We start from the raw sequence: 24,316 nt of genomic DNA on the forward strand, positions 1-24,316 counted from the left end.
TTTAGGCCGGGAAGCGTCGGATCGCCGCCCCCATATCATGGCGGCGCCACAGCCACAGAAACGCCGTCATCAGGTGCAATTGCGCGCGCGGGATGAAGGCGTCGCGGATGCGCGGATCATAGCGGTCGTTCAGCGACGCATGATCGGCAATTTCCGCCGCAATCAGGGCCGGCGCGTCCAGCATCCAGGCGACGCCCAGCAATGCCGTCGCGATCAGCACGCATCGGTCGAACAATTCTGCATCGACCGTCGGGCCACCCAAAGCTGCAAGCCGCTCCAGCAGCAGCGCACGCAAATGCGCGTCATGCCGATCCAGAAAGCCGGTTTCCGCCGCACAGACCATGCCGAAATAGGATTGGGCGATATTGGCCTGCCCCACCCCGCCCCAGTCCAGTTGCCCGGATTGCAGAACGCCCGCCTGATCCCGCCAGAACCAGGCATTGTCCGGATTCATGTTCCAATGGGCGAGCGCCACCAGATCGGCTTGTCCGTGCAGGAAAGCCCAAAGCGCCTCCTCCTTTTCCAGAACGACGGCGGCATCGGCGCAAAAGGCATCGAGAAAATCGGGATCGGTCAGTTCCGGCGGCAATAGCTGGGGCGCCTCGCGCGCGAAGGCGCGCAATGCGGCCAGCTTTTCCGCCAGTCCCGCCGGATCGAAGGGGATGACCTTCACCATCGCCAGGCTGTCCGGCTGGAAAGGAAACTGGCGCTCGACCGCATCGCCGAACCGCCCGGACCGATGAAACGCAGCCAGCGCCGCAATCGCCCGTGTCTGCGCCTCATAATAAGGCAGCGGATCGGCGATCCGATAGTCGAGGCATTTTTCGAGTGCCGGCTCGACCCCTTCCGCCCCATAAGGCACACGCTCGGTGATCAGCAGGCCGGTCTTGTCCGCCGCGCTATAATCGCCGAACAGGCACCATGGCACCCGCACCGGAAAGTCGGCGCGACGCGACAACATGGCGAAGCGCACTTCCGGGTCCATCACCGGGGAGAACAGCTCCCGCAGCGGATCGCCAAATTCCCGCGTGAACTTGGCGAACAGGCGAGTCGGCAAATCCGGCGCAGCCTGCGCATAGCGCACATCGATCTCCATCTTGCGCCCCATGCCGCCACCGAAAAACTCGCGCTTATGGGTGATTTCCGTCACGGCATTGTCCGGCCCGATCGCGCCCGATGCGCGAAACAGCCGGGTCAGATGGCCCGGCGCATCTTCCAGCAGCACATCGACGCTGGCCGGAAAGGCCGTACCGACATGGTCGCCCTCGACCAGTTTGGGAAATCCCATCCTCTCACCTCGTTCCGCCCGTCCTGCCGGGCATTGCCTCTTTGTGCCGACTATCCGCGATGGATGTTTACACGTCAATTATCGTATTGCTATTTATCATTCGCTGGCGAACTTATTGACTCGATAAGCATGAGGCGGCCGGAGAGGATAAATATATGCAAAACAGGCCATATTATGCCGTCCTGCTGCTCGCCGCCCTTTACGTCATCTCCTATGTCGATCGCCTGATCCTGACCCTGCTGGTCGATCCGATGAAGGCGGATCTGGGCATCAGCGACCTTCAGGTCGGCCTGCTGATCGGCCCGGCTTTCGCCATCCTCTTCTCCGTAATCGGCCTGCCGGTCGCCTGGCTGATCGATCGTGGCAATCGCACAAAATATCTGGCGGCCGGGATCATCCTGTGGAGCCTGTCGACCCTGCTGGCCGGCTATGCATCCTCCTTCGCGATGCTGTTCGCCTTGCGGATGGGGCTGGCCGTGGGCGAATCGGTGCTGGCCCCCGCCGCCATATCGCTAATTGGCGACCTGTTCCCGCGCGACAAGCGGGCAGCGCCCAGCGCCATCTTCATCGCGGCCGGCACGACTGGCGTGATGCTGGCCTATGTCGTCGGCGCCGCCGCGCTCGATCTGGCCCGCAGCGGCGCCCTTGCCACGCTGCCGCTGATCGGCGCTCTCCCGGCCTGGCGTCAGACATTGGTGCTGATCGCCCTGCTCGGTTTCCTGATCGCGCCCCTGCTCATCCTCACCGTGCCGGAGCCAACGCGCGGAGCGATGGAACCGGTCTCGACAGACCGCGCGACATCGGCGGAGGCGACGGAATCCCGCGTCGGCATCTTCCTCAACCGATCGGATGCTGTCCGCTTCTATGGCTGCTTCTTCATCGGCAACGCCATATTGGGCACCATGCTCTATGGCGCGCTCGCCTGGTATCCGACCCATCTGATCCGCAGCCAGAATATGGCGCCAGCGCAGGCCGGCTATCTCTTCTCCACCGCGCTGGCGCTGGGCGTCGTGCTGACCATCCTCTTCCCGACCCTGTCCCAGCGCCTTGCCCGCTCCGGTCGGCGCGATATTCTCATGCGCATTCCGCTGGTCATCATACCGATCGGCCTCCTGCTGTTCATCGCTGCGCTCCTCCAGCATAGCCTGCTTGGCGCATCATTGCTCATGGGGCTGGGATTCAGCCTGCTGAGCGCCATCAATGCGCTGCCTTCCATCACGGTCCCGCTCACCGCACCGCCAGCCTTGCGCGGCCGCCTCGTGGCGATGGTTCAGTTTTGCAACAGTATCATCAGCCTCAGTCTGGGCGCCTATCTCGTCGCCCTGCTGGCGCAGACGCGCTTTCCGGGGCCGGCGGGCCTGGGACAGGCCATGCTGACCATTGCGCTGATCGCCGGGCCGATCGCCTGGATACTCTATGCCTGCGCCTGGCGTCCCTATCGCCGCGCAACCATCGCCTGACCATTTCACCGGCCAGACCGGACGACTTCCGGCACGCCTATCGGAGAGAGACACCATGGCAACGACCGCCGCCCGCAGCGGGCAATCCTTCCAGGGCTGGCGCATGGTCGCCCTGATCTTCGTCATTCTCAACTGCTCGCTAGGTGTCAACTTCGCTGTCTACGGCGCGCTGGTGGACGCGATCCAGACCAGTTTCGCGACGAGTCGCGCCCTTGCCGCGGCGGGTCTCAGCATGCTCACTCTCGCACTCGGCCTGCTGTCGCCTCTCGTCGGCGGACTGATGCGCCGCATATCGATCCGCACCCTGATGCTGACCGGCATGATGCTCAATGCACTCGGCTTCCTCCTCCTGACGCAGGTCAGCCATATCGGCCTGCTGCTTGCCATCTACATGTTGCTGATCGGCCCCGGCTTTGCCCTGTCCGGCCCGGTTCCCTGCACCGCCATCATCGCCAACTGGTTCGATAGCGGCCGGGGCAAGGCGCTGGGCATCATCAACATGCCCGTCGGCAACAGCCTGATGCCATTGCTGGCGGCCGCTATCCTCGCCACTTTTGGCCTGCGCGCCACCTTTCTGGGGCAAGGCATCGCCCTGATCGCCATGCTGCCGCTGATCTGGCTGGTCGTCGATCATCCCGGCCGGATCGGCCAGCATGCGCTCGGCGCCAGCCCCGACCAGGTGAACGAGGCGGGCCAGTCCAAGTCCATGACGGCTGGCCAGATATTGCGCTCGCCACCCTTTCTGGTCCTGACGCTCGGCGTATCGTTGCTCAGCGCGGCGGGGTTGGTGATGGTGACCCATATCGTCGCCCTCGCCATGGACAGGGGCGTTGCGCTGGCGCCCGCTTCCTTGCTGCTGTCCGCCTTCGGCCTTGCCGGCGTGGTCGGCGCCCCCCTGTTCGGCTGGATCGCGGATCGCATCGGCGGAGGTCGCGCCTTTGCCCTGCTGGGCCTCATCCAGATACCCGCCTGGCTGGGCCTGCTGGTCGCAGGGAGCGATCTGCCCGCCCTGCTGGGCCTGATCTTCGCGATCGGCCTCTGCTGCAACGCCATTCTGCCCCTTTTCGGGTCGCTGATGGGCAATTGGCTGGGATCGTCCAATGTCGGCCTGGGCATGGGCCTATGCTATCTGCTGCAAATCCCGTTCATGTTCGGGGCCGGGCCGCTGGCCGGCGCGATGTTCGACCGCTTCGGCAGCTATGGGCCGACGGTCCTGCTCCATCTCGGCACATTTATCCTGATCGGGCTGCTGTTCCTGTTCTACCGACCACGCCCGGCATGAAGGGGATCAGTCTGTGGCGAAGTCCGTACTTTCGCTCAGCGTCCGCCAGTCTTCCAATTCCATATGCCGGGCGTCCAGCGCGTCCTTGACGATGGCATAGGCGTCGCTGCCCAACACCAATCTGGTTGGCGGCGTCGGCGCATTCATGGCGTCGATAATCGCGTTTGCTCCCCGGCGGGGATCGCCGATCTGCGTGCCGCTGGCGGCCGACGCCGCCGCCCGCCGCCGGGCAAGGAAGTCATAATCGGGATGCGGGGCCGTTGCGTGCATGAGGGAGCGGCCGGAAAAATCCGTCCGGAAATAGCCGGGTTCGACGATCATCACGCCAATGCCAAATCGGTCCACTTCCCCGGCCAGCGCTTCGGACAAGGCCTCCAGCGCGAATTTCGATGTCGAGTAGAAGGCCGATCCGGCAAAGGATCGAACCCCCGCGATGGAGGAGATATTGACGATAAACCCGGAACCTCGCGCGCGCATGTCCGGCAAAGCGGCTCGAATGAGCCGCAGCGGCCCAAAGAAATTGACGTCCATCTGGGCCGCAATCTCTTCAACGCTGCTTTCCTCGACGCCGCCCAGAAAACCGTAACCCGCATTGTTCACGAGCACGTCGATGCCGCCAAACGCTTTCGCCTGATCCAGCGCCTCCGCCATGCCGACCGGATCACGAATATCCAGTGGAACTGCCATAACGCGATCGGGCGCTATCGCCTTCAAATCGTCCAGAGCGTCGGGGTTGCGCGCTGTAGCGATGACCCGCCCGCCCCGCGCCAATATGGCCGTGGCGATCGCCTTGCCAAAGCCGGAGGAGGCTCCGGTGATGAACCAGTTCTTCTCGCCCCATTCCATCGCCACATCCTCCTCCAGCATCCTTGGGCACCCGTCGCTCCGCAAGCGGGCCGGGCGTCATTCTTCCGGCATGACCCGGCCATTGACGGTGCGTTCGTAGCAGCCATAGCCGGGTACAGATCCATTCAGCCGCAGCTTCACCGACTGTTCCAGCAGAACAAGAGTAGGCTCGTCGGTATCGGACTTGTACACGCCGACATATTGATCGTTCGGCGAAGTCAGCGATGAATAGCTGTTGCTGGTGTAACCGATCGTCTCAATATCCAGCCGCCCCTTTTCATAGTGGATGCTGAACGAAATCGGCTCCTCGTCGCGCGTGGCGTCGTCGCAGCGCCAGCCCATCTCCAGCTTGCCGGGATAAAGGCGGTCGCCTTCATAAACCACGGCTTCCGAAAACACGACCTTGCCATCGCTGCGCGTCATCGCATCGAACAGCAGGAAACTGACGCCATTCTCAAAATAACCCTGATGCCATTGATGGTTCATCAGATCCTTATTGTCGCGCGGACCCAGGCTATGATCGCGATTGGCGATGGTATCGATGTCAAAGCGGTCCTTGCCGACCTGAAGCCATCCCGTGACCCTGCCAATCTGTTCGATATGCCCTGCAGGTAGAAAGTCCTGCAACCCGCCAACCTTGTGCAAATCCCATATGTCGGCGTCGGATTCGAACGTCAGTTCATAGGTCATGGGCGTGCGCGGCCCTTCCAGCACCAGCCCGTCGCGCATCAATTGGGCCGGCACCCGCCGGACGCCGCCGGCATAGCTGTAGGTTAGCTTGCGGCCCGGTTCGATAATGCGGATGGCATAATGCGGGCCGCCCGGCCCCTCCTTGGCGGCGCGGCCATTGCCGATGGCGCGATTGCCCACTGTTGTTCCATCAGGCAGGCGAACAATGGTGGTTTCCCGGAACATCGTCAGATCCTTGCGCCAACGGCCAAGGTGCAGCCAGAAGCCGACCCCGGCCCTGGGATCGTCGCCCGCCAGCAGGAAATTTTCGCTCCAGTTGGGCGTCTCCGGGAAAGCTCCATCCCAGGGATAATCATTGATCGGCGGTGTCGGCATGGCGAAACTCCTGATGGGACAAGGCGTCGGACGATCGCGACAGCCACCCAGGATTGGCGGGCAAAATGCGCCCGCTCCTCTCCTGCCTTTCCATCGGATCTTGTGCAGCATTTTGTGGCGGACACCGACCAGTCTGTCAATATAGTACGTCGGCATACGAATTTATCGGATTGCAGGGATCGCCATGCAATTTCGCTGGACGCAATCGGTACGCTAGATTACTTCATGGGTCGCATACATACGGTAATCGGCAAATGCCGAACTTGGAGAGAGGTTTTCATGGCTACCGAAATCATCCTGCCCAAACTTGGTTTTTCAATGAATGAAGGCCTGCTGTCCGAATGGCTGGTCGCCGATGGCGGCGCAGTGACGGCCGGCGAGCCCCTGTTCGCGCTGGAAAGCGACAAATCGACTCAGGAAGTGGAAGCGCCGGTCAGCGGGACGCTGAAGATTCTGAAGCCGGTTGGCGAAACCTATGAAGTCGGGACCGTGCTGGGCGAAATCGTCTGATTCCGTTACGCTCCCAAACATAAAATATTATGGAGAGGCGTGTCAGGCGCCGGATAACATCATGAAGCGTACCGACAAGGTCATCATCACCTGCGCCGTTACCGGCTCGATCCACACGCCCACCATGTCGCCGCATTTGCCGATCACGCCCGATCAGATCGCGGCGGATGCGATCGCAGCGGCGGAAGCGGGCGCCGCCATGCTGCATCTGCATGCGCGTAACCCCGAAACCGGACAGCCATCACAAGACCCCGATCTGTTCGCGCAATTCCTGCCGCGCATCAAACAGTCGACCAACGCGATCCTGAACATCACGACCGGCGGCGGCCTTGGCATGAGTTTGGACGATCGGCTGGCGCCGACCAAGCGATTCCAGCCTGAAGTCTGTTCGATGAACATGGGGTCGGTGAATTTCAACATCTCCGGCGCCGGGACGAAAATCGACCATTGGCAGCATGACTGGGAAAAACCCTATCTGGACATGACGAAGGATTTCATCCTGTCCAACACCTTCGCCCAGATCGAACGGGCGATGACCGAATTGTCGGATCAGGGCACCCGCTATGAATTTGAATGCTATGATGTCGGCCATCTCTACAATCTGGCGCATTTCGTCGATCGTGGAATGGTGAAGCCGCCCTTCTTCATTCAGGGCGTGTTCGGCATATTGGGCGGCATCGGGCCGGACCCGGAAAATGTGATGCATCTGAAATCAACGGCTGATCGGCTGTTTGGCGAAGATTATATCTTCTCTGCTCTGGCGGCGGGCAAGCATCAGATGCGGCTCATCACCCTGTCGGCGCTGCTGGGCGGGTCGGTGCGCGTCGGACTGGAAGACAGCCTCTATGCCGGCAAAGGCGTGATGGCGACATCGAACGCTGTACAGGTCGCCAAAATCCGCCGTGTTCTGGAGGAGTTGAGCCTGACTGTTGCCACACCGGATGAAGCACGCGCGATGATGCAGACCAAGGGGGGTGACAATGTCGCCTTCTGACATTGCCGCCCCTCATGCCGGGATCGCACAAGGCTATGCCTTCGCCAGCGGCCCGCCGCTGGACGTTGCCGGCATGATCCTGCCGTCAGACTATCCGAACACCTATGCCACCATCACCCCGGACAAGCCCGCGCTGGTCTTCGGCCCGCACCGCTGGACCTATGCCCAACTCGACCGTGGCGTGAACGCGGCCGTCACGGTGCTGGCGGAACACGGCATCGGTCCGGGCGGGCGGCTGGCCTATATGGGCAAGAATAGCGACCTGTTCTTCGTCCTGCTGATTGCAGCGATCCGGGCCGGGGCGGTCATGGTGCCCGTCAACTGGCGCAACACCGCACCCGAAACCGGCTATGTCATTGAGGATAGCGCCGTCTCGCTGATCATCGCGGACAGCGCGTTCGTCGATCTGGTGGAACAGGCCAATCCCGAAAATCTGCCGTTGCTGGTGATCGATCAGGACGGACCGGATGGATTGCGCACCCGCATCGCCGCCGCTTCGCCAGCCGGGCGCATCCCGCTCGACCCCCATGCCCCCTGCCTGCAACTCTACACCAGCGGCACGACCGGCCGCCCCAAGGGCGTCGTTACATCCCAACATGCGTTTGGCAGCGCGCGCCATATCGAAAATGTCTCCGGCTTCTTCGCCGACTGGGGCGATGATGAAATTCTGCTGTCGCCGCTGCCCTCCTTTCATATCGGCGGCATGTCCTGGGTCTGCACGGCGCTGGTGCGCGGCGCGACCGCGCATATCATCGCCGACACCAATCCCGCAGTCATCCTCGACAATTGCCTCGACCATGGCATCACCCGCACCTTCATCGTGCCGACGCTGGTCCGCGCGCTGATCGGCGAGATGGACGCGCGCGGCGTGCGCGTGCCGACTTTGCGCGGGATCCATTATGGCGCGGCGTCCATGGACCCGGCCCTGCTGGAGCGCTCCGTCGACCGGATCGGCTGCCGCTTCCTGCAATATTATGGCATGACCGAAGTGACCGGCACCATGGCGATCCTCGGCCCCGCCGAACATGATGCCGCCCGGCCGCATCTGCTCCGATCGGTCGGACGCCCTTTGCCCGGTTTCAGCATCGCCATTCGCGGTCCCGATACCGAATTGCTGCCGATCGACACCCCCGGCGAAATCTGGGTCAAAGGTCCCGGCCTGCTGATCGAATATTGGAACAAGCCACAGGCAACCACCGAAGCGCTGATCGACGGCTGGTATCGGTCGGGCGACGGCGGGCGGATCGACAAGGACGGCTATCTGTTCCTGACCGATCGCATCAAGGATATGATCGTGTCGGGCGGCGAAAATGTCTATCCCGCCGAAGTCGAAGCTGTGCTGCGCGATCATCCCGCCGTGCTGGATTGCGCCGTGTTCGGCCTGCCCCATCCCAAATGGGGCGAAGGCGTCACCGCCGCACTGGAACTGCGCCCCGGCCACAACGTCGATCCCGAAGAGGTCATCGCCTTTGCCCGCAAATCGCTCGCCGCCTACAAAATCCCGCGCCGCATCGAAACCGGCGTGGCGCTACCCCGCACCGCATCGGGCAAGGTGCAGCGCGCCATGATCCGCCGGCACTTCATGGAAAGCGCATCATAAGTTCAGGGGATCATTCCAACAGACGGGTTCGAATGATCGCCAGTTCATCCTCGCCAAGCCCCAGTTCCTCGCGCAGGAAGCCTTGCGCCGACCCGTGGCGCTGCTCCACCGTCTCGAACATCGCGGCCAGATAGCTGGGATCGGCCCGCATGATCGGCGCCCAGATCGCCGGGTCGACCCCTTTCAGCTTCGCACCGAACGGATCCTTCGCCACCAGTTCGCAACCCCGCGCGAAGAAGCGATCGGTCAGCGCATAATCCCACTCGATAATATCCCGCGCCACGCCCAGCAGATCGAGCAACAGCGCAGCGGCAATGCCGGTGCGGTCCTTGCCCGCCGCGCAATGGAAGACGAGCGGCAACGGACCATGCGCGATCCTCAGGAAGAGTTCGCGGTAGGAGGGCGCCTGTTCATAGGCGAGGTCGCGATACGCCTCCAATATATGCGTGCGCGCCGTATCGGCCGTCGCACCCGGCTTGTGCAAGGCGATCGTGATGTCGCCGGCGCTGGTCTGATGATCGCGCGCCCATATCTCGTAACTGGCCATGGCCGGCAGACGCGACGGCCGCCGGTCGCGCTCCTGCGAAGATCGGAAATCGCAAATCACCTTCAGCCCTATGGCGTCGAGCATGGCATGATCCTCGTCGCTCAGTTCCGCCATCGTCCCTGACCGATAAATCAGCCCGCGCGCGACGGTGCGGCCATCAATGGTGGGATAACCGCCAAGATCGCGGAAATTATGCCCGCCCGTCAGCGGGACCACGCGGTCCAGTTCCAGATCCGTCATATATGGCCTTTCTGATCGATCATCGCCGCAGCAAGCAACTCGCCGGTAAAGAGGGGAATGCGCGCCATGGCGTCATCCGACAGGCCGTAGCGGGGCAAGGGAAAGCCCAGAAAATGCGTCCGGCCGATGTCGGTGCGGTACAGATAGGTGATGGTCTGGATCAGGCTGCCCCATTGGCCGCCCGGATGCATGAATGGCTCGCCCGCCAGCACATGGCCGCCGGCCTGCTCCACCCGGTCCCGCACGATCCGCAGGTTATTCTGCCACAGCCGCCGGCACACGATATAGACGCCGACCGGCGTGCCGGCGAACAACGCCTTTGCCCGATCGCTCTCCAGAAAGGACCGGATCGGCACGGACGGGTGATCGCCCCAGGTATTGCTGAACAGCAGGATGGCGTCATAGCGCCTGTCCAGCGCATCAGGCGGATCGAAGGCGATCGGCACCATCATCCCCTTCTGCGCGCCCTGCGTCCATTTCTTCGACGCGGCGATGTTCATCGGGCGGGCCAGCGCATCCGCAGGGTCGCTCATGCCGATGCGACACAATGTCGCATCCCATCCTGCGTCGGTGGCGGCCTGCGCCGCGCGCATGGCGGCCTTTTCCGCCTGCCCGGTCATCGAATAATAGAGGATGAGGCAACGCATCGTCCGTGCCCCCTGCTTTACGCCACGGTGGCCGAACAGCGGTCGAGCACGACAATGTCGCGCTCGACGGCGATGGCGCGGAAACGCAATTGTCCTTCGCCTTCCTCGAAAAACTCGATGCGGATCGTCTCACCGGGCATCACCGGCTTGCTGAAGCGGACGAACATCGATTTGAAGCGGGTCACGTCATTGTCGCAATAGGCGGACAGGATCGCGCGATTGGCCAGCCCCTTGGTGCACAGGCCATGCAGGATCGGCCGGTCAAACCCCGCCTTGCGGGCGATCGCCGGATCGGCATGCAGCGGATTCCAGTCGCCGCTCAGACGGTAGATTAGCGCCTGCCGGGGCAAGGTCGCGATCTCCACGACCCGGTCGGGCGCACGGTCGGGCACCGGCGCTGCAACCGGCATCGAATCGCCAAATCCGCCTTCGCCCCCATTGCCGCGCAGGAACAGGGTGGAGCGCACGGTCGCCAGATGCGTGTCGTCCGCCTCGTCATAAAGCTGTTTGACCTGATGCAACAGCGCGCCGCGCCCTTCGCCCTTATCCTCGATCCCGGCCACGCGATATTCGCCGCGCACCGCGCCAACGGCGGGCAATGGGCTGTGCATCACCAGATCCTGTTCGGCGTGCAATATCTTGACCCAGTCGATGCCAAATGCCGGGTCCTGCGCCCAGAATCCGGGATGACACAGGATATTGGCATAGGCCGGCAGGCAGCGAAGATCCTTTTCATAGACGAAGGGCAATTCGCCTTCATTCAACGGGTCCGCGCCATAGCCCAGACCGAGCGCAAAAATGATCGTGTCGCGCTTGTCATAGGACTGGATGATCGGATCGATCATCATGGTCCGTATCTTCTCTAGGTTCACGCCTGTCATCTCCTAAAGCGCCTGACGGCTTTATATTGTTTGCAATATCATGGTACGCTAGCAATCATTTTTCGGCAAAGCTAGCCTTCATATGATATTCTAGCATACTATATTGACTTGGCGGCGCTTCCATCTATCCTGCGGCGGCATAAGATCGCCCATGAAGGCGCAACGCGTCATCGGCATGTCAGGAGAGAAAAATGGGCCAACAGAGCCAGTTCGCGCCCGACTATCGGGACAGTCCAGCCCCCCTGTTTCAGCAGGTAATCGCCGACGATCCGGTAGCCGCGCCCCCCATTTTGCGGGAATATTCCGAAATCGACATTCCGGTCGCGCGTGTGCCGCGCGACCAGTATCGCAGCATCGATTTCGCCGCGCTGGAAATGGAACGGCTCTGGCCGCGCGTGTGGCAACTGGCCTGCCGCGAGGAACAGATTCCCGAGGTCGGCGACTATGTGCTGTATGAAAGCCCCGGCGCTTCGCTTATCATCATGCGCAGCGGCCCGGACGACATCAAAGCCTTTTACAATAGCTGCCTGCACCGGGGCATGCGGCTGTGCGCCGAAGACAGCAGTGTGCGCAAACTCACTTGCCCTTTTCACGGATTTACCTGGAACCTCGACGGCAAGCTGGCCCATGTCCCGGCGCGCTGGGATTTCCCGGACATGCGCGATGACGCCATGAACCTGCCCGAAGCGCGGGTGGAGCGCTGGCAGGGTTTCGTGTTCATCAACCGCGATCCCGCAGCCCCGCCGCTACAGGCGTATCTGGGCCATCTGCCCGCCCATTTCGCCGACTGGTCCTATGGCGACCGTTATCTGGCGACGGTCATGCGCAAGACGATCGACGCCAACTGGAAGACCTGCATCGAAGGGTTCGTCGAATCCTATCATCTGGCCGGCATCCATGCCCAGGCCCTGCCCTTTGGCGGCGACGCCAGCACCCAATATGATGTCTGGCCGGACGATCCCCATGTCAGCCGCTTTCTGGAGCCGACCGGGGTGATGAGCGATCAACTGCCGGTTCAATTGTCGGAACAGCAGATATTGGACGCCGCCCTTTCCGCAGTCTTCGTCGGCGCACAAGTGCCCGAACTGGAGGCTGGCACGAAAGCGCGTCACTATATGGCGGCCGGCATGCGCGCGGCGATGGGTGCGGCGGACGGGGTGGACTATTCGACCCTGTCGGATGCCGAAGCCGCCGACGCCATTCAATATTCGCTCTTCCCCAACATCATCATCTTCCGCTCGCTTGGCTATCCCTATGTCTATCGCTTCCTGCCGGTGCGGGACGATCCGAACCGGGCGACCTTCGAATTCATGATCTTCAAGCCCAAACCGGCGGACGGCTATATCCCCGAAGTCGAGCTTGTCGATCTGGGCGAGGGAGACAGTTTCGCAGGCGCCGGCATATTGCCGCCCTGGCTCGGCGAAATCTATGATCAGGATGTCACCGGGCTGCGCATGTGCCAGCAGGGGCTGCGTGACGGCGGCGACGCCGACATTCTCTATTCCGCCTATCAGGAAGTGCGCATCCGGCATCTACACCAGACGCTGGACCGTTACCTGAGCGACGACCCAACCGACGCGCCGGGCCGGCGCTGACCATGCGCCCATCATCACAGGAGCTTCCCTTGCGGACCGCCATGCCCAATTTCACGACGCCCCGGACCAACCGGCAGATGGTGCTGGCGCAGCGACCGCAGGGCACGCCCCGCCCCGCCGACTTCGCGCTACGCGAAGCGCCGATCACTGCGCCGCAGGATGGCGGCTTCCTCGTCCGCACGCTCTATCTGTCCGCCGATCCGGTGCAGCGCGGCTGGGCCGCCAATCCGGCGCTGACGCCGATCGATGCGCCGATGCGCTCGCTGGCGATCGGCGTGGTGATCGACAGCCGCGACGCCAGCGTCAGGACTGGCGATGTCGTCTATGGCTTTTTCGGATGGCAGGATTATGCCGTCGCCACCCGCGCCGACCTGCTGTCGCACATCCCCGATCCGCGCGCGCCGCTGCCCGCCTATGCCGGGGTGCTGGGCATGCCGGGGGTGACGGCCTGGCTGGCGCTGCACGACATCGCCCCGCCCCGCGAAGGCCAGTCCGTGCTGGTGTCCACCGCCGCCGGCACCGTCGGCAGCGTGGTCGGCCAGATCGCCCGACAGGCAGGCGCCCATGTCGTGGGCCTGACCGGCAACGAGGATAAGATCGCCCGCTGCATCAGCGATTATGGCTATCATGCCGCCTATAATTACAAAGTCGGCAACCTGTCTGAAACGCTGTCAGCCGCCTGTCCGCAGGGCTTCGACACCTATTTCGACAATACGGGCGGCGCGATATTGGACAGCGCGATCCGCGCCATGGCCCGCTTCGGCCGGATCGTCCAGTGTGGGACGGCCGCCACCTCCAGCTGGAACCCGGCGCCCACCGGCCTGCGCAACGAACGCGAAATCCTGATGCGGGCGCTCACCTGGAGCGGCTTCGTCATCTTCGACCATGTCGATCGCTTCCCCGCCGCGATCGAACGCCTGACCGACATGCTGCTAGCCGGACAATTGAAGCACGACGAAAGCGTCGAGCCGGGCATGGAGCGCATCCTGCCCACGCTGGAGGCGCTGTTCGCCGGCACCAATGCCGGCAAGATGCTGGTCTATATCGGGGAAGATTGAGGCGGAAGCGCGCCCGCCGGATTCAGGCGGGCCGCCACACGCCCAACGCCGGCCGCACCGGCTGCACCGTTACATCGTCGCCGAAAATCCCTTCGATCGTGAAGGGATCGGCGGCGACAAGCGCGCGCACCGCCGCCTCATCCTCCGCCTCGATCAGGAAGGAACTGCCGATCGGCGTCGCATCCGCCGCGTCGGATGCCAGCATCGCGCCCGCGACCTTCAGCGCATCGCCCTGCCCCACCCAATAATCGACATGCGCCGGCCGATGGGCCAGCCGCTGCGCCAGCATGCCCGGCTTGTCATACGCCAGAACAATGAAGAACATCCGAGCATCCTCTCTCTTGTGCAGGTTCGGCGATGTGGACATATCACGCGTAACGCGCTGCCTCTCAATGCCTGTATGCTATCGTAACTTCTGTCCTACAGGGCCGACCGCTCCTATCCTGCAATCGGCTCCTTCAATCGTTAAAAGACGTGTCGTAAATTGCTCCCTGCGGACACGCAAAAGCGACATAAAGCGACAATTCCGCATCTATTTTGCGGTTCTTTTGTCGCTTTATGGCCGGTTGCCGGTCGATCGGAACATGTCCATGCCGCCTAGTCGTCCAGACTCTCTACGGTCCCGCCATTTTCGGCCAATATGGTTTTCAGATTCTTTTTGACGCGGCCCAGGACCTGCTCGCACATCGCCACCTCCTCCGGCGACAGGCCGGCCAGGATGCGCTGGTTCATGGTCGATGCGACCTCCACCATCAGCTTGACGACGCCATGCCCCTTTTCGGTGATGAAGACCCGCTTCACCCGCCGATCGGTCGCATCGGGGCGTCGTTCGACATGGCCGGATGCCTCCAGCCGGTCGATCAGACCGCCCACCGTCACCTTGCCCACTTCCATCAGCCGGGCCAGGTCGACCTGCATCATCCCGTCATTGCCGCCGCGCGCCAGCGTCGTCAGCACCGACCATTGGGATCGGGTAATGTCATAGGGGCGCATGGCCATGTCCATGACCACGCGCCGCACGCGCGACACGTCATGCACCAGATAGCCGAAGGTGAAGGGCTGCGCGCCCGCCTGCTGTTCCGATTGCGCCACCGCGACGGCGGCCTGATCCCCATGTTTCATCTTTGCAACTTCATCTGGACGCGCATGAGCGCTGCGCCATGGCCATCATGACGCAAGCCAGCGCGCCATGCACGTATAATATTCACGCATGCTTATCATAATGGCCCATATGATAAGAATTTGAGCGGGTATCGGCATGTCGTCACCGCAGGGTGCGGAAACAATCCCGCACCTCCCCCATGAAAAGGTCCGGCTGTTCGAAGGCGGCAAAATGACCGCCCTTTTCCAAAGTGTTCCAGTGGATGATGTTGCTGAAAACCTGTTCCGCCCAATGACGCGGCGGCACCATGATTTCCCGCGGGAACTGGCTATAGCCCAGCGGCAGGTGGATTCTGGTGGGCCGGAAGCTGCCCATGCTTTCCCAATAGAGGCGCGCGGATGACGCCCCATTGCCCGGCAGCCAGTAGAGCATGATATTATCGAGCATCTCGTCGCGGGTGAAAATCGTCTCCGGCTCACCATCGCAATCGCTCCATCCGCGCAGCTTCTCATAAATCCAGGCCGCCTGCGCCACGGGGGAATCGACCAATGCATAGCCGATCGTCTGTGGGCGCGTCGCCTGAAGGCGGGCATAGGCGGATTCGACATTGCCGAAATAGTCGATCGCGTCGATCGCCGCCTGCTCCTGCGCATCGGGATGCTCCGACACCTGCTCCGGCCGGATCGACAGCATGTTGAAATGCACGCCGGCAAGGCCGGGTGGCGCCTGAACGCCCAGCGACACCGTGACCGCCGATCCCCAGTCGCCGCCCTGCGCAACATAGCGATCATAGCCCAGTCGCCGCATCAGTTCCGCCCAGGCGCGCGCGATCCGCTCCACCCCCCAACCGCTTTCCGCCGGCTTGTCGGAAAAGCCATAGCCCGGCAGTGACGGGACGATCAGGTGAAAGGCGTCGGCCGGATCGCCGCCATGCGCCACAGGATCGCTGAGCGGCCCGATCACCTTGTGAAATTCGATCACCGATCCCGGCCAGCCATGGGTCAGCAGCAGCGGCATGGCATCGGGATTGGGCGAACGGATATGCAGGAAATGGATGTCCAGACCGTCGATCCGCGTCTTATATTGGCCAAAGCCGTTCAGCATCGCCTCGCATCGGCGCCAGTCATAGCCATGGCGCCAATGGTCGATCAGCGCGCGCAGCCGATCGGTCGGCACGCCCTGGCTCCAGTCATGCACCGTTTCGCGTTCCGGCCAGCGCGTCCGGTCGATACGGCCGCGCAGATCGTCCAGCACATCCTCGCAGATCGCCAGGGTGAAAGGGCGGATGGCCTCGCTCATGCGTCGCGCTCCAGCACCGACGCCAGGATCATCGCGATGCGATGGAGCAGTCGCTGCGTGAAATGCGCGCCGGCGCTGGCGACCAATATGTCGTCGCTCAGCCCCTTTTCGAAGGAATCGCGGCCGCCATGCATGACCAGATGCATCAGCCGCAACCCTGCGCGCAGGGCGAAGTAATCGATCTGGCGCTGGGGAATATCCGCCCCGCCGGCCGCGCGATAGGCGTCCATGAAGCGGCTCCAATCGGTGACGGCGATGACGACGGGATAGCAATAGCCCAGATCCTCGCCGGGATGGCCGATCGCCGCCTGCTCCCAGTCCAATACGGCCGTGATCCGATCCTGATCGGCCAATATATTGTGGAACACCATGTCATTGTGAACGATGGCGCGCCGGTCATCGAGACAATCGACATTCTGACGCAGCCAGGCGATGACAGCCGACATGGTGACGGAGGGCCAATGGGCCGCCCCCTCCCATTGCGCCGCCAACTGCTCCAGTTCGGCGCGCCAGCCATCGACGTCATAACGCTCGCGCGCCTGTCGCAGCCCGTCGCCCACGCTTTCCACCGGCTGGCTGTGCAGCAACGCCATTTCCCGCGCGAGGCCGAGTACGATCTGCTCGCTCTCCGCCGGCAACCAGTAATCAGGCTGCACCGGCGCGCCGTCCACGCGCTCGACCAGCAGGAAAGGGGCGTCCAGCCAGGCCGGATCTTCCTCTACCAGCACCGGGCGCGGGACGCGCATGCCAGCCGCATGCAATTGGGTCAGGAGCCGATATTGGGCAATCTCGCTGAGGAAGGCGGCGCTGCCGGCTTGCCCCGGAATGCCGCGCTGGATGACCATATGGGCGGGCAAAGCGTCCGCGCCCGAAACCGAGAAGATCGCTGTCTGGCGCGATCGGCCGCCCACGATCAGGCGGAAGGCGGACAGTATCGCCCCTTCGCAGCCCGGTCGCCGGCGCAGATAGGCTTGCAGGCGCGCCGGATCGATCGCCTGATCATCCGCTTCCACCGCCGGGGGCAGCGCCCGCTCGACCGCGTCCATCCGGGCGATCGCGCTGTCGAGCAACGATTTCTCCCAGCGGATCGCATCGCCAAGGCCGGAAAGGGCCGCGCCGCTCGACAGCCGACCCGCCGCATCGGCAATCGCCGCGCCGGTATCACGATAGGCGGCGGCATTTTCCGCCGGGCCGCCCTGCCGATCGGTATCTGCCAATGGGAAGGCGGAAAAATGCGCCGGAATTTGCCCTGTCGCCGGCTCCAGCGCATTGGCGACCGCTGTCAGGATGCGAATGCCATTGTCGAGCGCGCCCAGCGCGGCGCTGTCCTCCACCTTGGGACGAACCTGCGTCCGCAGGCCCATCGCCGCGCTCCAGAGATATTGTGCATTGCTCACGTCGGGGCGCCTCTCCGATATATGATTATATGCATATCGTACTAATACATATTATTTTGCCCGTCACCCCTCTTGTGTCGCCAGAGGATCGAACAGGCGGCTTTCCCCGTCCCAATTCGCCGCGGCGGCCCGGATCGCATCGAACAGGCCGATCACCTGCGGTTGCAGCACGCCGACCTCCAATATGATCGTTTCATCGTCGGTCATTGCGAAATAGGCGATTTCCGACCCGTCGCCGAAGGCCGCGCCCTGCAAGCGCTTTCCGCCGACGCTGTCGACCCATGCCTGCGTCGCCGCCATATCATCGGCGAAGGCGCAGAGATGATGAACGCCCTGCCGACCGGCATCGAGAAATTCCTGAAAGATGGAGGGGCCGCGCGGCTCGATCAGTTCGACCATCAGGTCGCCGGAAAAGCTGACCGCCGCGCCGAATTCCACCTTTTGATCCGCGCCGCGATAGTCGGATCGGACCATGTCGAAACCGGGAAAGACGAAAAAGGGACCAACGCCCATCACCTGCGTCCACCAATCGATCGCAGCGTCCAGGTTCGGCACCATATAGGCGATCTGGTTCAGCCGACCCACGGGTTTGCGCGCCATAATCTCTCTCCTGAAATGCGGCCATGCCACTGGTTATCATTCATACCATATGCTAGCATTTCATTTCGGCAAAGAAATTCAATCCGACGCCGGATCAAGGAGAGGATATGCAACGCACCAACAGCCCCAGCCTGACGGGGAAGGCCGCCCTGATTTCCGGCGCAGCGCGCGGCTTGGGCGCAGCGAGCGCCTGGGCGATCTGCGAGGCGGGCGGACAGGTTATGATCGGCGATCTGCTGGTCGATCGCGGCGAGGAAACCGCCGCCGAATTGCGCGCCGCCGGCCATGCCGCGCAGTTCGTCAGACTGGACGTGCGCGACGAGGCGGCGTGGGCGGCGGCGGTCGACGCCACCGTCCAGGCCTTTGGCGGGCTGCACATATTGGTCAATAATGCCGGCATCGCGACAGCGGTCACCGTGGAGGATCTGACCGTCGCGGATTTCCAGACAATCCTCGACATCAACCTGCTCGGCGCGTTTCGCGGCATGCAGGCAGCGATCCCGGCGATAAAGGCCAGCGGCGGCGGCGCGATCGTCAACATATCGTCCAACTCCACCCGGCGCGTCAGCGCGATCACCACATCCTATGCCGCGACCAAGGCGGCGGTGGCGAACATGACCAAGTCCGCCGCCATCCATCTGGCGCAGAGCGGCGCCAACATCCGGGTCAATTCGGTCCACCCCGGCCCGCATGCCACAGATATGCTGCTGGGCAGCGACGCCAAGGCAGATCTGCCCGAAGTACAGGCATTGCGCGCCGCCATCCCCATGGGCCGCATGGGCGAAGCGCGGGAGGTCGGCGCGGTCGTCGCCTTCCTCGCATCAGATGCGGCTTCCTATGTCACCGGCGCTGAACTCTTCGTCGATGGCGGTCTGACGCCGCACTGAAACGCGGCCTGCGCCTTCACTCGCCCTTGACTCTGGAAATGATGCATATAGTAATAATGCATACGAATTGAGGGCCGGCCAATCGAACCGGACCTCGCAGGAGAGATCGAGTGGATATTTGCCTATCGGAAGATCATGAAACCATTCGCGAAAATGTGCGGAAGGTGTGCGACCAGTTCGACGACGAATATTGGTCGCGCTGCGATCAGGAAAAGACCTTTCCGTTCGAATTTCACCGCGCGATGGCGGATGCCGGCTGGCTGGGCATCACCATGCCGGAGGAGTTTGGCGGCGCCAATCTGGGCGTTACCGAAGCAGCGATCATGATGCATGAAGTGGCGTGCAGCGCAGGCGGCTATTCCGCCGCCAGCACGCTGCACCTCAATATCTTCGGTCCCCATGCGGTGGTGGTGAACGGCACGCCCGAACAGAAGGAGCGGATGCTCAAGCCCCTGATCGACGGCACCGACCGCGCCTGTTTTGGCGTGACGGAACCGGACGCGGGCCTAGACACGACCAGCATCACGACCTTCGCAACCAAGGTGCCGGGCGGCTATCGCGTCACCGGGCGCAAGATCTGGACATCGTCGGGGCAGGTCGCGAACAAGATATTGCTGCTGACCCGCACCACGCCCAAGGACCAGTGCAAGAAGCCGACCGACGGCATGACGTTATTCTACACCGATCTGGACAAGAGCCAGGTCGAAGTGCGTCGCATCCCCAAAATGGGCCGCAACGCGGTCGATTCCAACGCCACCTTCATCGACGATTACTTCATCCCGGATGAGGACCGCATCGGCGAGGAAGGCAAGGGCTTTCACTATATCCTGCACAGCCTGAACCCCGAACGCATCCTTGTCGGCATCGAAGCGGTGGGGCTTGGCCGCGGCGCACTGGCCCGCGCGTCCCGCTATGCTGGCGAGCGCAAGGTGTTCGGGCGGCTAATCGGCGAAAATCAGGGCATTCAGCATCCGCTGGCGGAAAACTGGACCTATCTTGAATCCGCCTATTGGATGATCATGCGCGCGGCCAATCTCTATGACCAGGGCAAACCCTGCGGCGCGGAGGCCAATGCTGGCAAGTTCCTGGGCGGACGCGCGGCCTTCGACGCCTGCACCCGCGCGGTGATGACCCATGGCGGCATGGGCTATTCCACCGAATATCAGGTCGAACGCCTGTTCCGGGAATCGATCCTGTTGCGCATCGCGCCGATCACGGAGCAGATGATCCTCAGTTTCATCGCCGAAAAAGTGCTCGACCTGCCCAAATCCTACTGAGCCATAATCAGGAGAGGTTATGTCCAACTATCCCAAGCCCGATCCGGCAACCTTGCTGGAAATCTACAAGAAGGCGGCCCTGATCAAGCTGAATGACGAGCGGATCATCAAGCAGATGATGGCCGGCAAGCTGGTCATGCCCTATTACAGCCCGCGCGGACAGGAGATCATCCCGTCGGCCATTTCCGTCAGCCTGACCGACGACGATTATATCTGCACCATCTATCGCGGCATTCACGATATGCTGGCCAAGGGTTTCCCGCTGGACGAGTTATGGGCCGAACTGGCCGGGCGCGTCACCGGCACCTGCAAGGGCAAGGGCGGGCCGATGCACCTGACCTGCCCCGACAAGGGGATGATGGTCACGACCGGCATCGTCGGATCGTCCATGCCGATCGCCACCGGCCTTGGCTGGGCGGCGAAGCTGGATGGCAAGAACCGCGTGTCCATCGCCAATTTCGGCGATGGCGCGTCCAACATCGGCGCTTTCCATGAATCGCTGAACATGGCGGCAGTGTGGAAACTGCCGGTCATCTTCGTGTGCCAGAATAATCTCTACGCCGAACATACCAGCATCGCCTATTCCCGCGCGATCGACAGGATTTCGGATCGGGCGGCGGGCTATGGCATGCCGGGCGTCACGGTGAACGGCAATGATCCCGACGAGATGTATGGCGCCGCCAAGGTCGCGATCGATCGCGCCCGCGCCGGCGAAGGCCCGACCCTGATCGAGGCGATGACCTTCCGCTTCAACGGCCATCTGCTGGGCGAGGCCGGCCATTATATGGACAAGGGGCTTTATGCCCAGGCGCAGAAGGACGATCCGATGCCGATCCTGCGCGCGCGTCTAATCGCCGACGGCATCGCGAGCGAGGCCGTGCTGGCGACGCTCGAAGCCGACATCGACGCCCGCATCGATGTTGCGCTGGCCGCCGCCTATGACGCGCCATTCCCGGATGTCGCCGAACTGAAGCGCGACGTGTTCGCCGAAGAAATTGCGTGAGAGGATCGTCATGACCGACACCACCACAACAGCCGCCCCGGCCGACGCCAAGGTCAAGAAGATGACCGCCGTCGAAGCCATCAACCTGGCGTTGCACGATGCGATGGAGGCCGACGCCAAGGTGCTCGTGCTGGGCGAAGAAGTCGCCGACCCGCAGGAAGGCGGCGTCATGGGCGTCACCAAGGGCCTGTCCACCAAATTCGGCGAGGATCGCGTCAAATCGACCCCGATTTCCGAGCAGGCGATCATCGGCGCGGCCATTGGCGCGGCGGTCGGCGGCTATAAGCCCGTCGCTGAAATCATGCTGATGAACTTCGTCACCGTGGCGATGGACATGATCGTCAACCATGCCGCCAAATTGCGCTTCATGTCGGGCGGACAGACCGGCGTACCCATGGTGATCCGCACCATGACCGGCGCGGGCTTTTCCACCGGCGGCCAGCATAGCGATTATTGGGAGGCATGGTTTGCCCATGCCCCCGGCATCAAGGTGGTGGCCCCGTCCAACCCGGACGACGCCTATGGCCTGATGCGCGCGGCGATCGACGATCCCGATCCGGTGCTGTTCATCGAAAATCTGCCCAGCTATTGGACGCCCGCGCCAGTGACCAAGCAGATCATCCCGATCGGCAAGGCGCGGATCGCGCGCGAAGGGAGCGACGTCACCGTCATCGCCCATTCGCTGATGGTCACGCACAGCCTGGCCGTGGCGGAGAAACTGGCCGGCGAAGGCGTGTCGGTCGAAGTGATCGACCTGCGCACCATTTCGCCCTGGGACAAGGAAACGGTGCTGGCGTCGGTGCGCAAGACCGACCGCGCGGTGGTCGTTCACGAAGCGGTCAAGCAGTTCGGCATCGGCGCAGAAATCGCCTCGGTCATCACCGAAGAGCTTTGGGGCACGCTCAAGCGCCCGGTCGAGCGGGTTGGCGCCGCCTTCAGCTCAGTGCCTTTTTCGAAGCCGCTGGAAACCGCTTTCGCGCCGCAACCCGACACGATCGCCGCCGCCATCAAGGCCGCGCTCGCCTGACTATCATGGGGTCGCCCCATGGGTGGCCCCTCCTGTCCAAGGGTATCTGCATGATCGTTTCGGCAGAAGATGACAGCTATCTGGTCGACTTGACGGAAGGCGTGCTGCGCCTGTCCTTCAACCGGCCGCAATTTGGCAACGCCATTCCCAAAACGGCGGTGCCGGGCCTGACGCAGCTATTTCATGCGGCGCAGGCCGACCCAGCCGTGCGCTGCATCCTTGTCCGCGGCGAAGGCAAGATCTTCTCCGCCGGCGGCGATGTCGCCGGCTTCGCGCAGTCGATCGAACAGGATGTGGCGACGCGACAAGCCGATTTTGCCCGCCGCCTGCCGCTGGCGCGCGGACTGGTGGAGGCGATCGCGGCCTTCGACCGGCCGATCGTGACGTCGGTGCGCGGCGCCGCCGCTGGCGCGGGCCTTTTCTACCCGCTGGTCGCCGACTATGCGATCGGCGACGATAGCGCGACCTTCGTCTTCGCGCACCAGAAGGTCGGCCTGTCGCCCGATGGCGGCGTCACCGCCGTCCTGCCGCAGGTCGTAGGCACGCGCATGGCGCGCATGCTGCTGATGACCGCGGCGAAGGTTGACGCGCAGGAGGCGTTGCGGCTGGGCATGTTGCACCGGATCGTCGCGGCGGATGCGCTGGAGGAAGAAGCGATGAAGATGGCGACCCGTCTCGCTCGCGCACCGCAACTGGCGATCACGCGCGCCAAGAGGCTGGTCAATGATGCGCCCGGACAATCGCTGGCGCAGATACTGGACGCCGAAACCGATGGCATCGTCGCCTGCGTGGGCGACCCGGATTTCACCGAGGGCGTCCGCGCCTTTCTCGAAAAGCGCAGCGCTGCCTTCCCCTCGACGCGCTGAAGTTACAGCGCGTCGATCAGGTACATACGGGTGTTCGCACCCGCCTGCCGGCTTTGCGCATAAGGCTGATAATCGGGGCTGGCGAGAAAGCCCTTGAGCGCCTGCGCCGAAGGAAAGTCAAAGATCACGACCCGATCCGGCGCATCTCCCTCCCCCTCCAGCACATCGGGCGCACCCGCCGCCAGATAGCGCCCGCCGGCCGCCGCCACCATCGGCGGCACGGCGCGGCCATAATCGGCGCGCCAGCCTTCATCCAGATAAGTGAGTTCGACAACGAGATAGACAGTCATATTTCCCTCCTGGCGGGCCATGCGACCAGCAGCAGCGACAGGGTGACAGGCGCAAAGCCCATGACGAAACCGAAAGTCGCGATCGGCGCAAAGCCGACTTTCACGATCCCCACCAATGTCCAGAGCGTCACCAGCAGCGCCAGAATACCGCTCGCCACCCGCGTAGCTGCGCTAATCCGCAACGCTGGCAATTGCGTTATCCGGCGGCCAAGGAAGAAGCGCCGGTCGTCCCCGCCCGCCTGCCACAGCGCCAGCAGCACATAGGCGGCGACGACGATATTGCCCCACCACATGATCATCCAAACCCAGGCGATCCGGTCGGCCAGCCGCCCGCCCTGTTCGCGGAAGATCAGCCAGCCGACCATGAAGAGCAGGCCCGTCACCAGATCATTATTGATGAACAGCTGCCATGGATCGCCCGATCCGGCGAGGAAGGTGTCGAAGCCCACGCCATGGTCCATGCCGCTGTTGATCGCGACATTGGCCATGTTGACGCCCATGATCGCGATCACGACCCAGGCGATGATCCGTGCGCCTTTCATGCCTTCCTCCCCC

The 24,316-nt window shown here is 62.9% G+C and carries 25 protein-coding genes; 12 read left to right on the forward strand and 13 right to left on the reverse strand.

The features are described 5' to 3' along the window. Nucleotide 1: 1 nt before the first annotated feature. On the reverse strand, nucleotides 2-1,288 hold the full coding sequence (locus ACFOKF_RS20235) for a hypothetical protein (protein ID WP_380798270.1): 1,287 nt from the start codon (nucleotides 1,286-1,288) through the stop codon (nucleotides 2-4). A gap of 155 nt (nucleotides 1,289-1,443) precedes the next feature. On the opposite strand from ACFOKF_RS20235, the gene ACFOKF_RS20240 reads away from it, so the two are divergent. Both ACFOKF_RS20240 and ACFOKF_RS20245 read left to right on the forward strand, forming a co-directional pair. Continuing rightward, the gene (locus tag ACFOKF_RS20240) at nucleotides 1,444-2,748 is read left to right on the forward strand and encodes an MFS transporter (RefSeq protein WP_380798271.1); all 1,305 of its coding nucleotides are present in this window, start codon (nucleotides 1,444-1,446) and stop codon (nucleotides 2,746-2,748) included. A gap of 55 nt (nucleotides 2,749-2,803) precedes the next feature. After that, on the forward strand, nucleotides 2,804-4,030 hold the full coding sequence (locus ACFOKF_RS20245) for an MFS transporter (RefSeq protein ID WP_380798273.1): 1,227 nt from the start codon (nucleotides 2,804-2,806) through the stop codon (nucleotides 4,028-4,030). 6 nt (nucleotides 4,031-4,036) lie between these two features. On the opposite strand, the gene ACFOKF_RS20250 is transcribed toward ACFOKF_RS20245, so the two are convergent. Continuing rightward, complete coding sequence (locus ACFOKF_RS20250) at nucleotides 4,037-4,897, reverse strand: oxidoreductase (protein ID WP_380798275.1); 861 nt, start codon at nucleotides 4,895-4,897, stop codon at nucleotides 4,037-4,039. 36 nt (nucleotides 4,898-4,933) lie between these two features. Beyond that, entirely contained in the window at nucleotides 4,934-5,941 is a 1,008-nt protein-coding gene (locus tag ACFOKF_RS20255) for a hypothetical protein (protein WP_380798277.1), read from the reverse strand. Nucleotides 5,942-6,220: 279 nt separating this feature from the next. Here ACFOKF_RS20255 and ACFOKF_RS20260 point away from each other — a divergent pair, with 279 nt between their 5' ends. The 3 genes from ACFOKF_RS20260 to ACFOKF_RS20270 all read left to right on the forward strand — a co-directional run bounded on the left by ACFOKF_RS20260 (nucleotide 6,221) and on the right by ACFOKF_RS20270 (nucleotide 9,045). After that, complete coding sequence (locus tag ACFOKF_RS20260; RefSeq protein ID WP_380798278.1) at nucleotides 6,221-6,451, forward strand: biotin/lipoyl-containing protein; 231 nt, start codon at nucleotides 6,221-6,223, stop codon at nucleotides 6,449-6,451. 61 nt (nucleotides 6,452-6,512) lie between these two features. Next, nucleotides 6,513-7,445, forward strand: coding sequence for a BKACE family enzyme (locus ACFOKF_RS20265; protein ID WP_380798279.1), 933 nt, complete (start codon nucleotides 6,513-6,515; stop codon nucleotides 7,443-7,445). After that, a complete protein-coding gene (locus tag ACFOKF_RS20270; protein WP_380798280.1) occupies nucleotides 7,432-9,045 on the forward strand; it encodes a class I adenylate-forming enzyme family protein in 1,614 nt (537 codons plus the stop codon). Before ACFOKF_RS20265 ends, ACFOKF_RS20270 begins: the two co-directional genes overlap by 14 nt. Nucleotides 9,046-9,055: 10 nt before the next feature. Here ACFOKF_RS20270 and ACFOKF_RS20275 read toward each other — a convergent pair whose 3' ends face one another. The 3 genes from ACFOKF_RS20275 to ACFOKF_RS20285 are packed head-to-tail and all read right to left on the reverse strand — an operon-like array spanning nucleotide 9,056 to nucleotide 11,327. Beyond that, a complete protein-coding gene (locus ACFOKF_RS20275) occupies nucleotides 9,056-9,832 on the reverse strand; it encodes a tyrosine-protein phosphatase (protein ID WP_380798282.1) in 777 nt (258 codons plus the stop codon). Then, nucleotides 9,829-10,479, reverse strand: a complete 651-nt coding sequence (locus ACFOKF_RS20280; protein ID WP_380798285.1) for a hypothetical protein — start codon at nucleotides 10,477-10,479, stop codon at nucleotides 9,829-9,831. The genes ACFOKF_RS20275 and ACFOKF_RS20280 overlap by 4 nt, the downstream gene beginning before the upstream one ends. Before the next feature lie 17 nt (nucleotides 10,480-10,496). Then, nucleotides 10,497-11,327, reverse strand: coding sequence for a MaoC family dehydratase (locus tag ACFOKF_RS20285; RefSeq protein WP_380798286.1), 831 nt, complete (start codon nucleotides 11,325-11,327; stop codon nucleotides 10,497-10,499). A gap of 224 nt (nucleotides 11,328-11,551) precedes the next feature. Between ACFOKF_RS20285 and ACFOKF_RS20290 the strand changes: the two genes are divergently transcribed. Next, on the forward strand, nucleotides 11,552-12,955 hold the full coding sequence (locus ACFOKF_RS20290) for an aromatic ring-hydroxylating oxygenase subunit alpha (protein WP_380798288.1): 1,404 nt from the start codon (nucleotides 11,552-11,554) through the stop codon (nucleotides 12,953-12,955). A 29-nt stretch (nucleotides 12,956-12,984) separates the two neighbouring features. Then, nucleotides 12,985-14,013: an NADP-dependent oxidoreductase gene (locus ACFOKF_RS20295; protein ID WP_380798290.1), complete on the forward strand. Its 1,029-nt coding sequence runs from the start codon at nucleotides 12,985-12,987 to the stop codon at nucleotides 14,011-14,013. A 22-nt stretch (nucleotides 14,014-14,035) separates the two neighbouring features. Here the strand turns inward: ACFOKF_RS20295 and ACFOKF_RS20300 are convergent, their stop codons facing one another. The 5 genes from ACFOKF_RS20300 to ACFOKF_RS20320 form a co-directional block, all read right to left on the reverse strand. Further along, nucleotides 14,036-14,338, reverse strand: a complete 303-nt coding sequence (locus ACFOKF_RS20300) for a YciI family protein (protein ID WP_380798292.1) — start codon at nucleotides 14,336-14,338, stop codon at nucleotides 14,036-14,038. A 272-nt stretch (nucleotides 14,339-14,610) separates the two neighbouring features. Next, the gene (locus tag ACFOKF_RS20305) at nucleotides 14,611-15,135 is read right to left on the reverse strand and encodes a MarR family winged helix-turn-helix transcriptional regulator (RefSeq protein WP_380798294.1); all 525 of its coding nucleotides are present in this window, start codon (nucleotides 15,133-15,135) and stop codon (nucleotides 14,611-14,613) included. A gap of 142 nt (nucleotides 15,136-15,277) precedes the next feature. Further along, nucleotides 15,278-16,414, reverse strand: a complete 1,137-nt coding sequence (locus tag ACFOKF_RS20310) for an epoxide hydrolase family protein (RefSeq protein WP_380798295.1) — start codon at nucleotides 16,412-16,414, stop codon at nucleotides 15,278-15,280. Further along, entirely contained in the window at nucleotides 16,411-17,811 is a 1,401-nt protein-coding gene (locus ACFOKF_RS20315; protein ID WP_380798297.1) for a phosphotransferase family protein, read from the reverse strand. The genes ACFOKF_RS20310 and ACFOKF_RS20315 overlap by 4 nt, the downstream gene beginning before the upstream one ends. A 63-nt stretch (nucleotides 17,812-17,874) precedes the next feature. After that, nucleotides 17,875-18,411, reverse strand: coding sequence for a VOC family protein (locus ACFOKF_RS20320; RefSeq protein ID WP_380798298.1), 537 nt, complete (start codon nucleotides 18,409-18,411; stop codon nucleotides 17,875-17,877). Nucleotides 18,412-18,518: 107 nt separating this feature from the next. On the opposite strand from ACFOKF_RS20320, the gene ACFOKF_RS20325 reads away from it, so the two are divergent. The 5 genes from ACFOKF_RS20325 (at nucleotide 18,519) to ACFOKF_RS20345 (ending at nucleotide 23,471) form a co-directional block, all read left to right on the forward strand. Continuing rightward, nucleotides 18,519-19,298, forward strand: a complete 780-nt coding sequence (locus ACFOKF_RS20325; RefSeq protein ID WP_380798300.1) for an SDR family NAD(P)-dependent oxidoreductase — start codon at nucleotides 18,519-18,521, stop codon at nucleotides 19,296-19,298. Nucleotides 19,299-19,408: 110 nt separating this feature from the next. Beyond that, entirely contained in the window at nucleotides 19,409-20,575 is a 1,167-nt protein-coding gene (locus tag ACFOKF_RS20330) for an acyl-CoA dehydrogenase family protein (RefSeq protein ID WP_298400749.1), read from the forward strand. A gap of 19 nt (nucleotides 20,576-20,594) precedes the next feature. Then, a complete protein-coding gene (locus ACFOKF_RS20335) occupies nucleotides 20,595-21,578 on the forward strand; it encodes a thiamine pyrophosphate-dependent dehydrogenase E1 component subunit alpha (RefSeq protein ID WP_380798301.1) in 984 nt (327 codons plus the stop codon). A gap of 10 nt (nucleotides 21,579-21,588) precedes the next feature. Beyond that, nucleotides 21,589-22,605, forward strand: a complete 1,017-nt coding sequence (locus ACFOKF_RS20340) for an alpha-ketoacid dehydrogenase subunit beta (RefSeq protein ID WP_380798303.1) — start codon at nucleotides 21,589-21,591, stop codon at nucleotides 22,603-22,605. Between the two features lie 50 nt (nucleotides 22,606-22,655). After that, entirely contained in the window at nucleotides 22,656-23,471 is an 816-nt protein-coding gene (locus tag ACFOKF_RS20345; protein ID WP_380798305.1) for an enoyl-CoA hydratase/isomerase family protein, read from the forward strand. Nucleotides 23,472-23,473: 2 nt separating this feature from the next. Here ACFOKF_RS20345 and ACFOKF_RS20350 read toward each other — a convergent pair whose 3' ends face one another. After that, nucleotides 23,474-23,761, reverse strand: coding sequence for a DUF1330 domain-containing protein (locus ACFOKF_RS20350; protein WP_380798306.1), 288 nt, complete (start codon nucleotides 23,759-23,761; stop codon nucleotides 23,474-23,476). Then, the gene (locus tag ACFOKF_RS20355; RefSeq protein WP_380798307.1) at nucleotides 23,758-24,303 is read right to left on the reverse strand and encodes a hypothetical protein; all 546 of its coding nucleotides are present in this window, start codon (nucleotides 24,301-24,303) and stop codon (nucleotides 23,758-23,760) included. Before ACFOKF_RS20355 ends, ACFOKF_RS20350 begins: the two co-directional genes overlap by 4 nt. Nucleotides 24,304-24,316: the final 13 nt, after the last annotated feature.

This window comes from Sphingobium rhizovicinum (assembly GCF_042647625.1).
GTDB lineage: Bacteria > Pseudomonadota > Alphaproteobacteria > Sphingomonadales > Sphingomonadaceae > Sphingobium > Sphingobium rhizovicinum.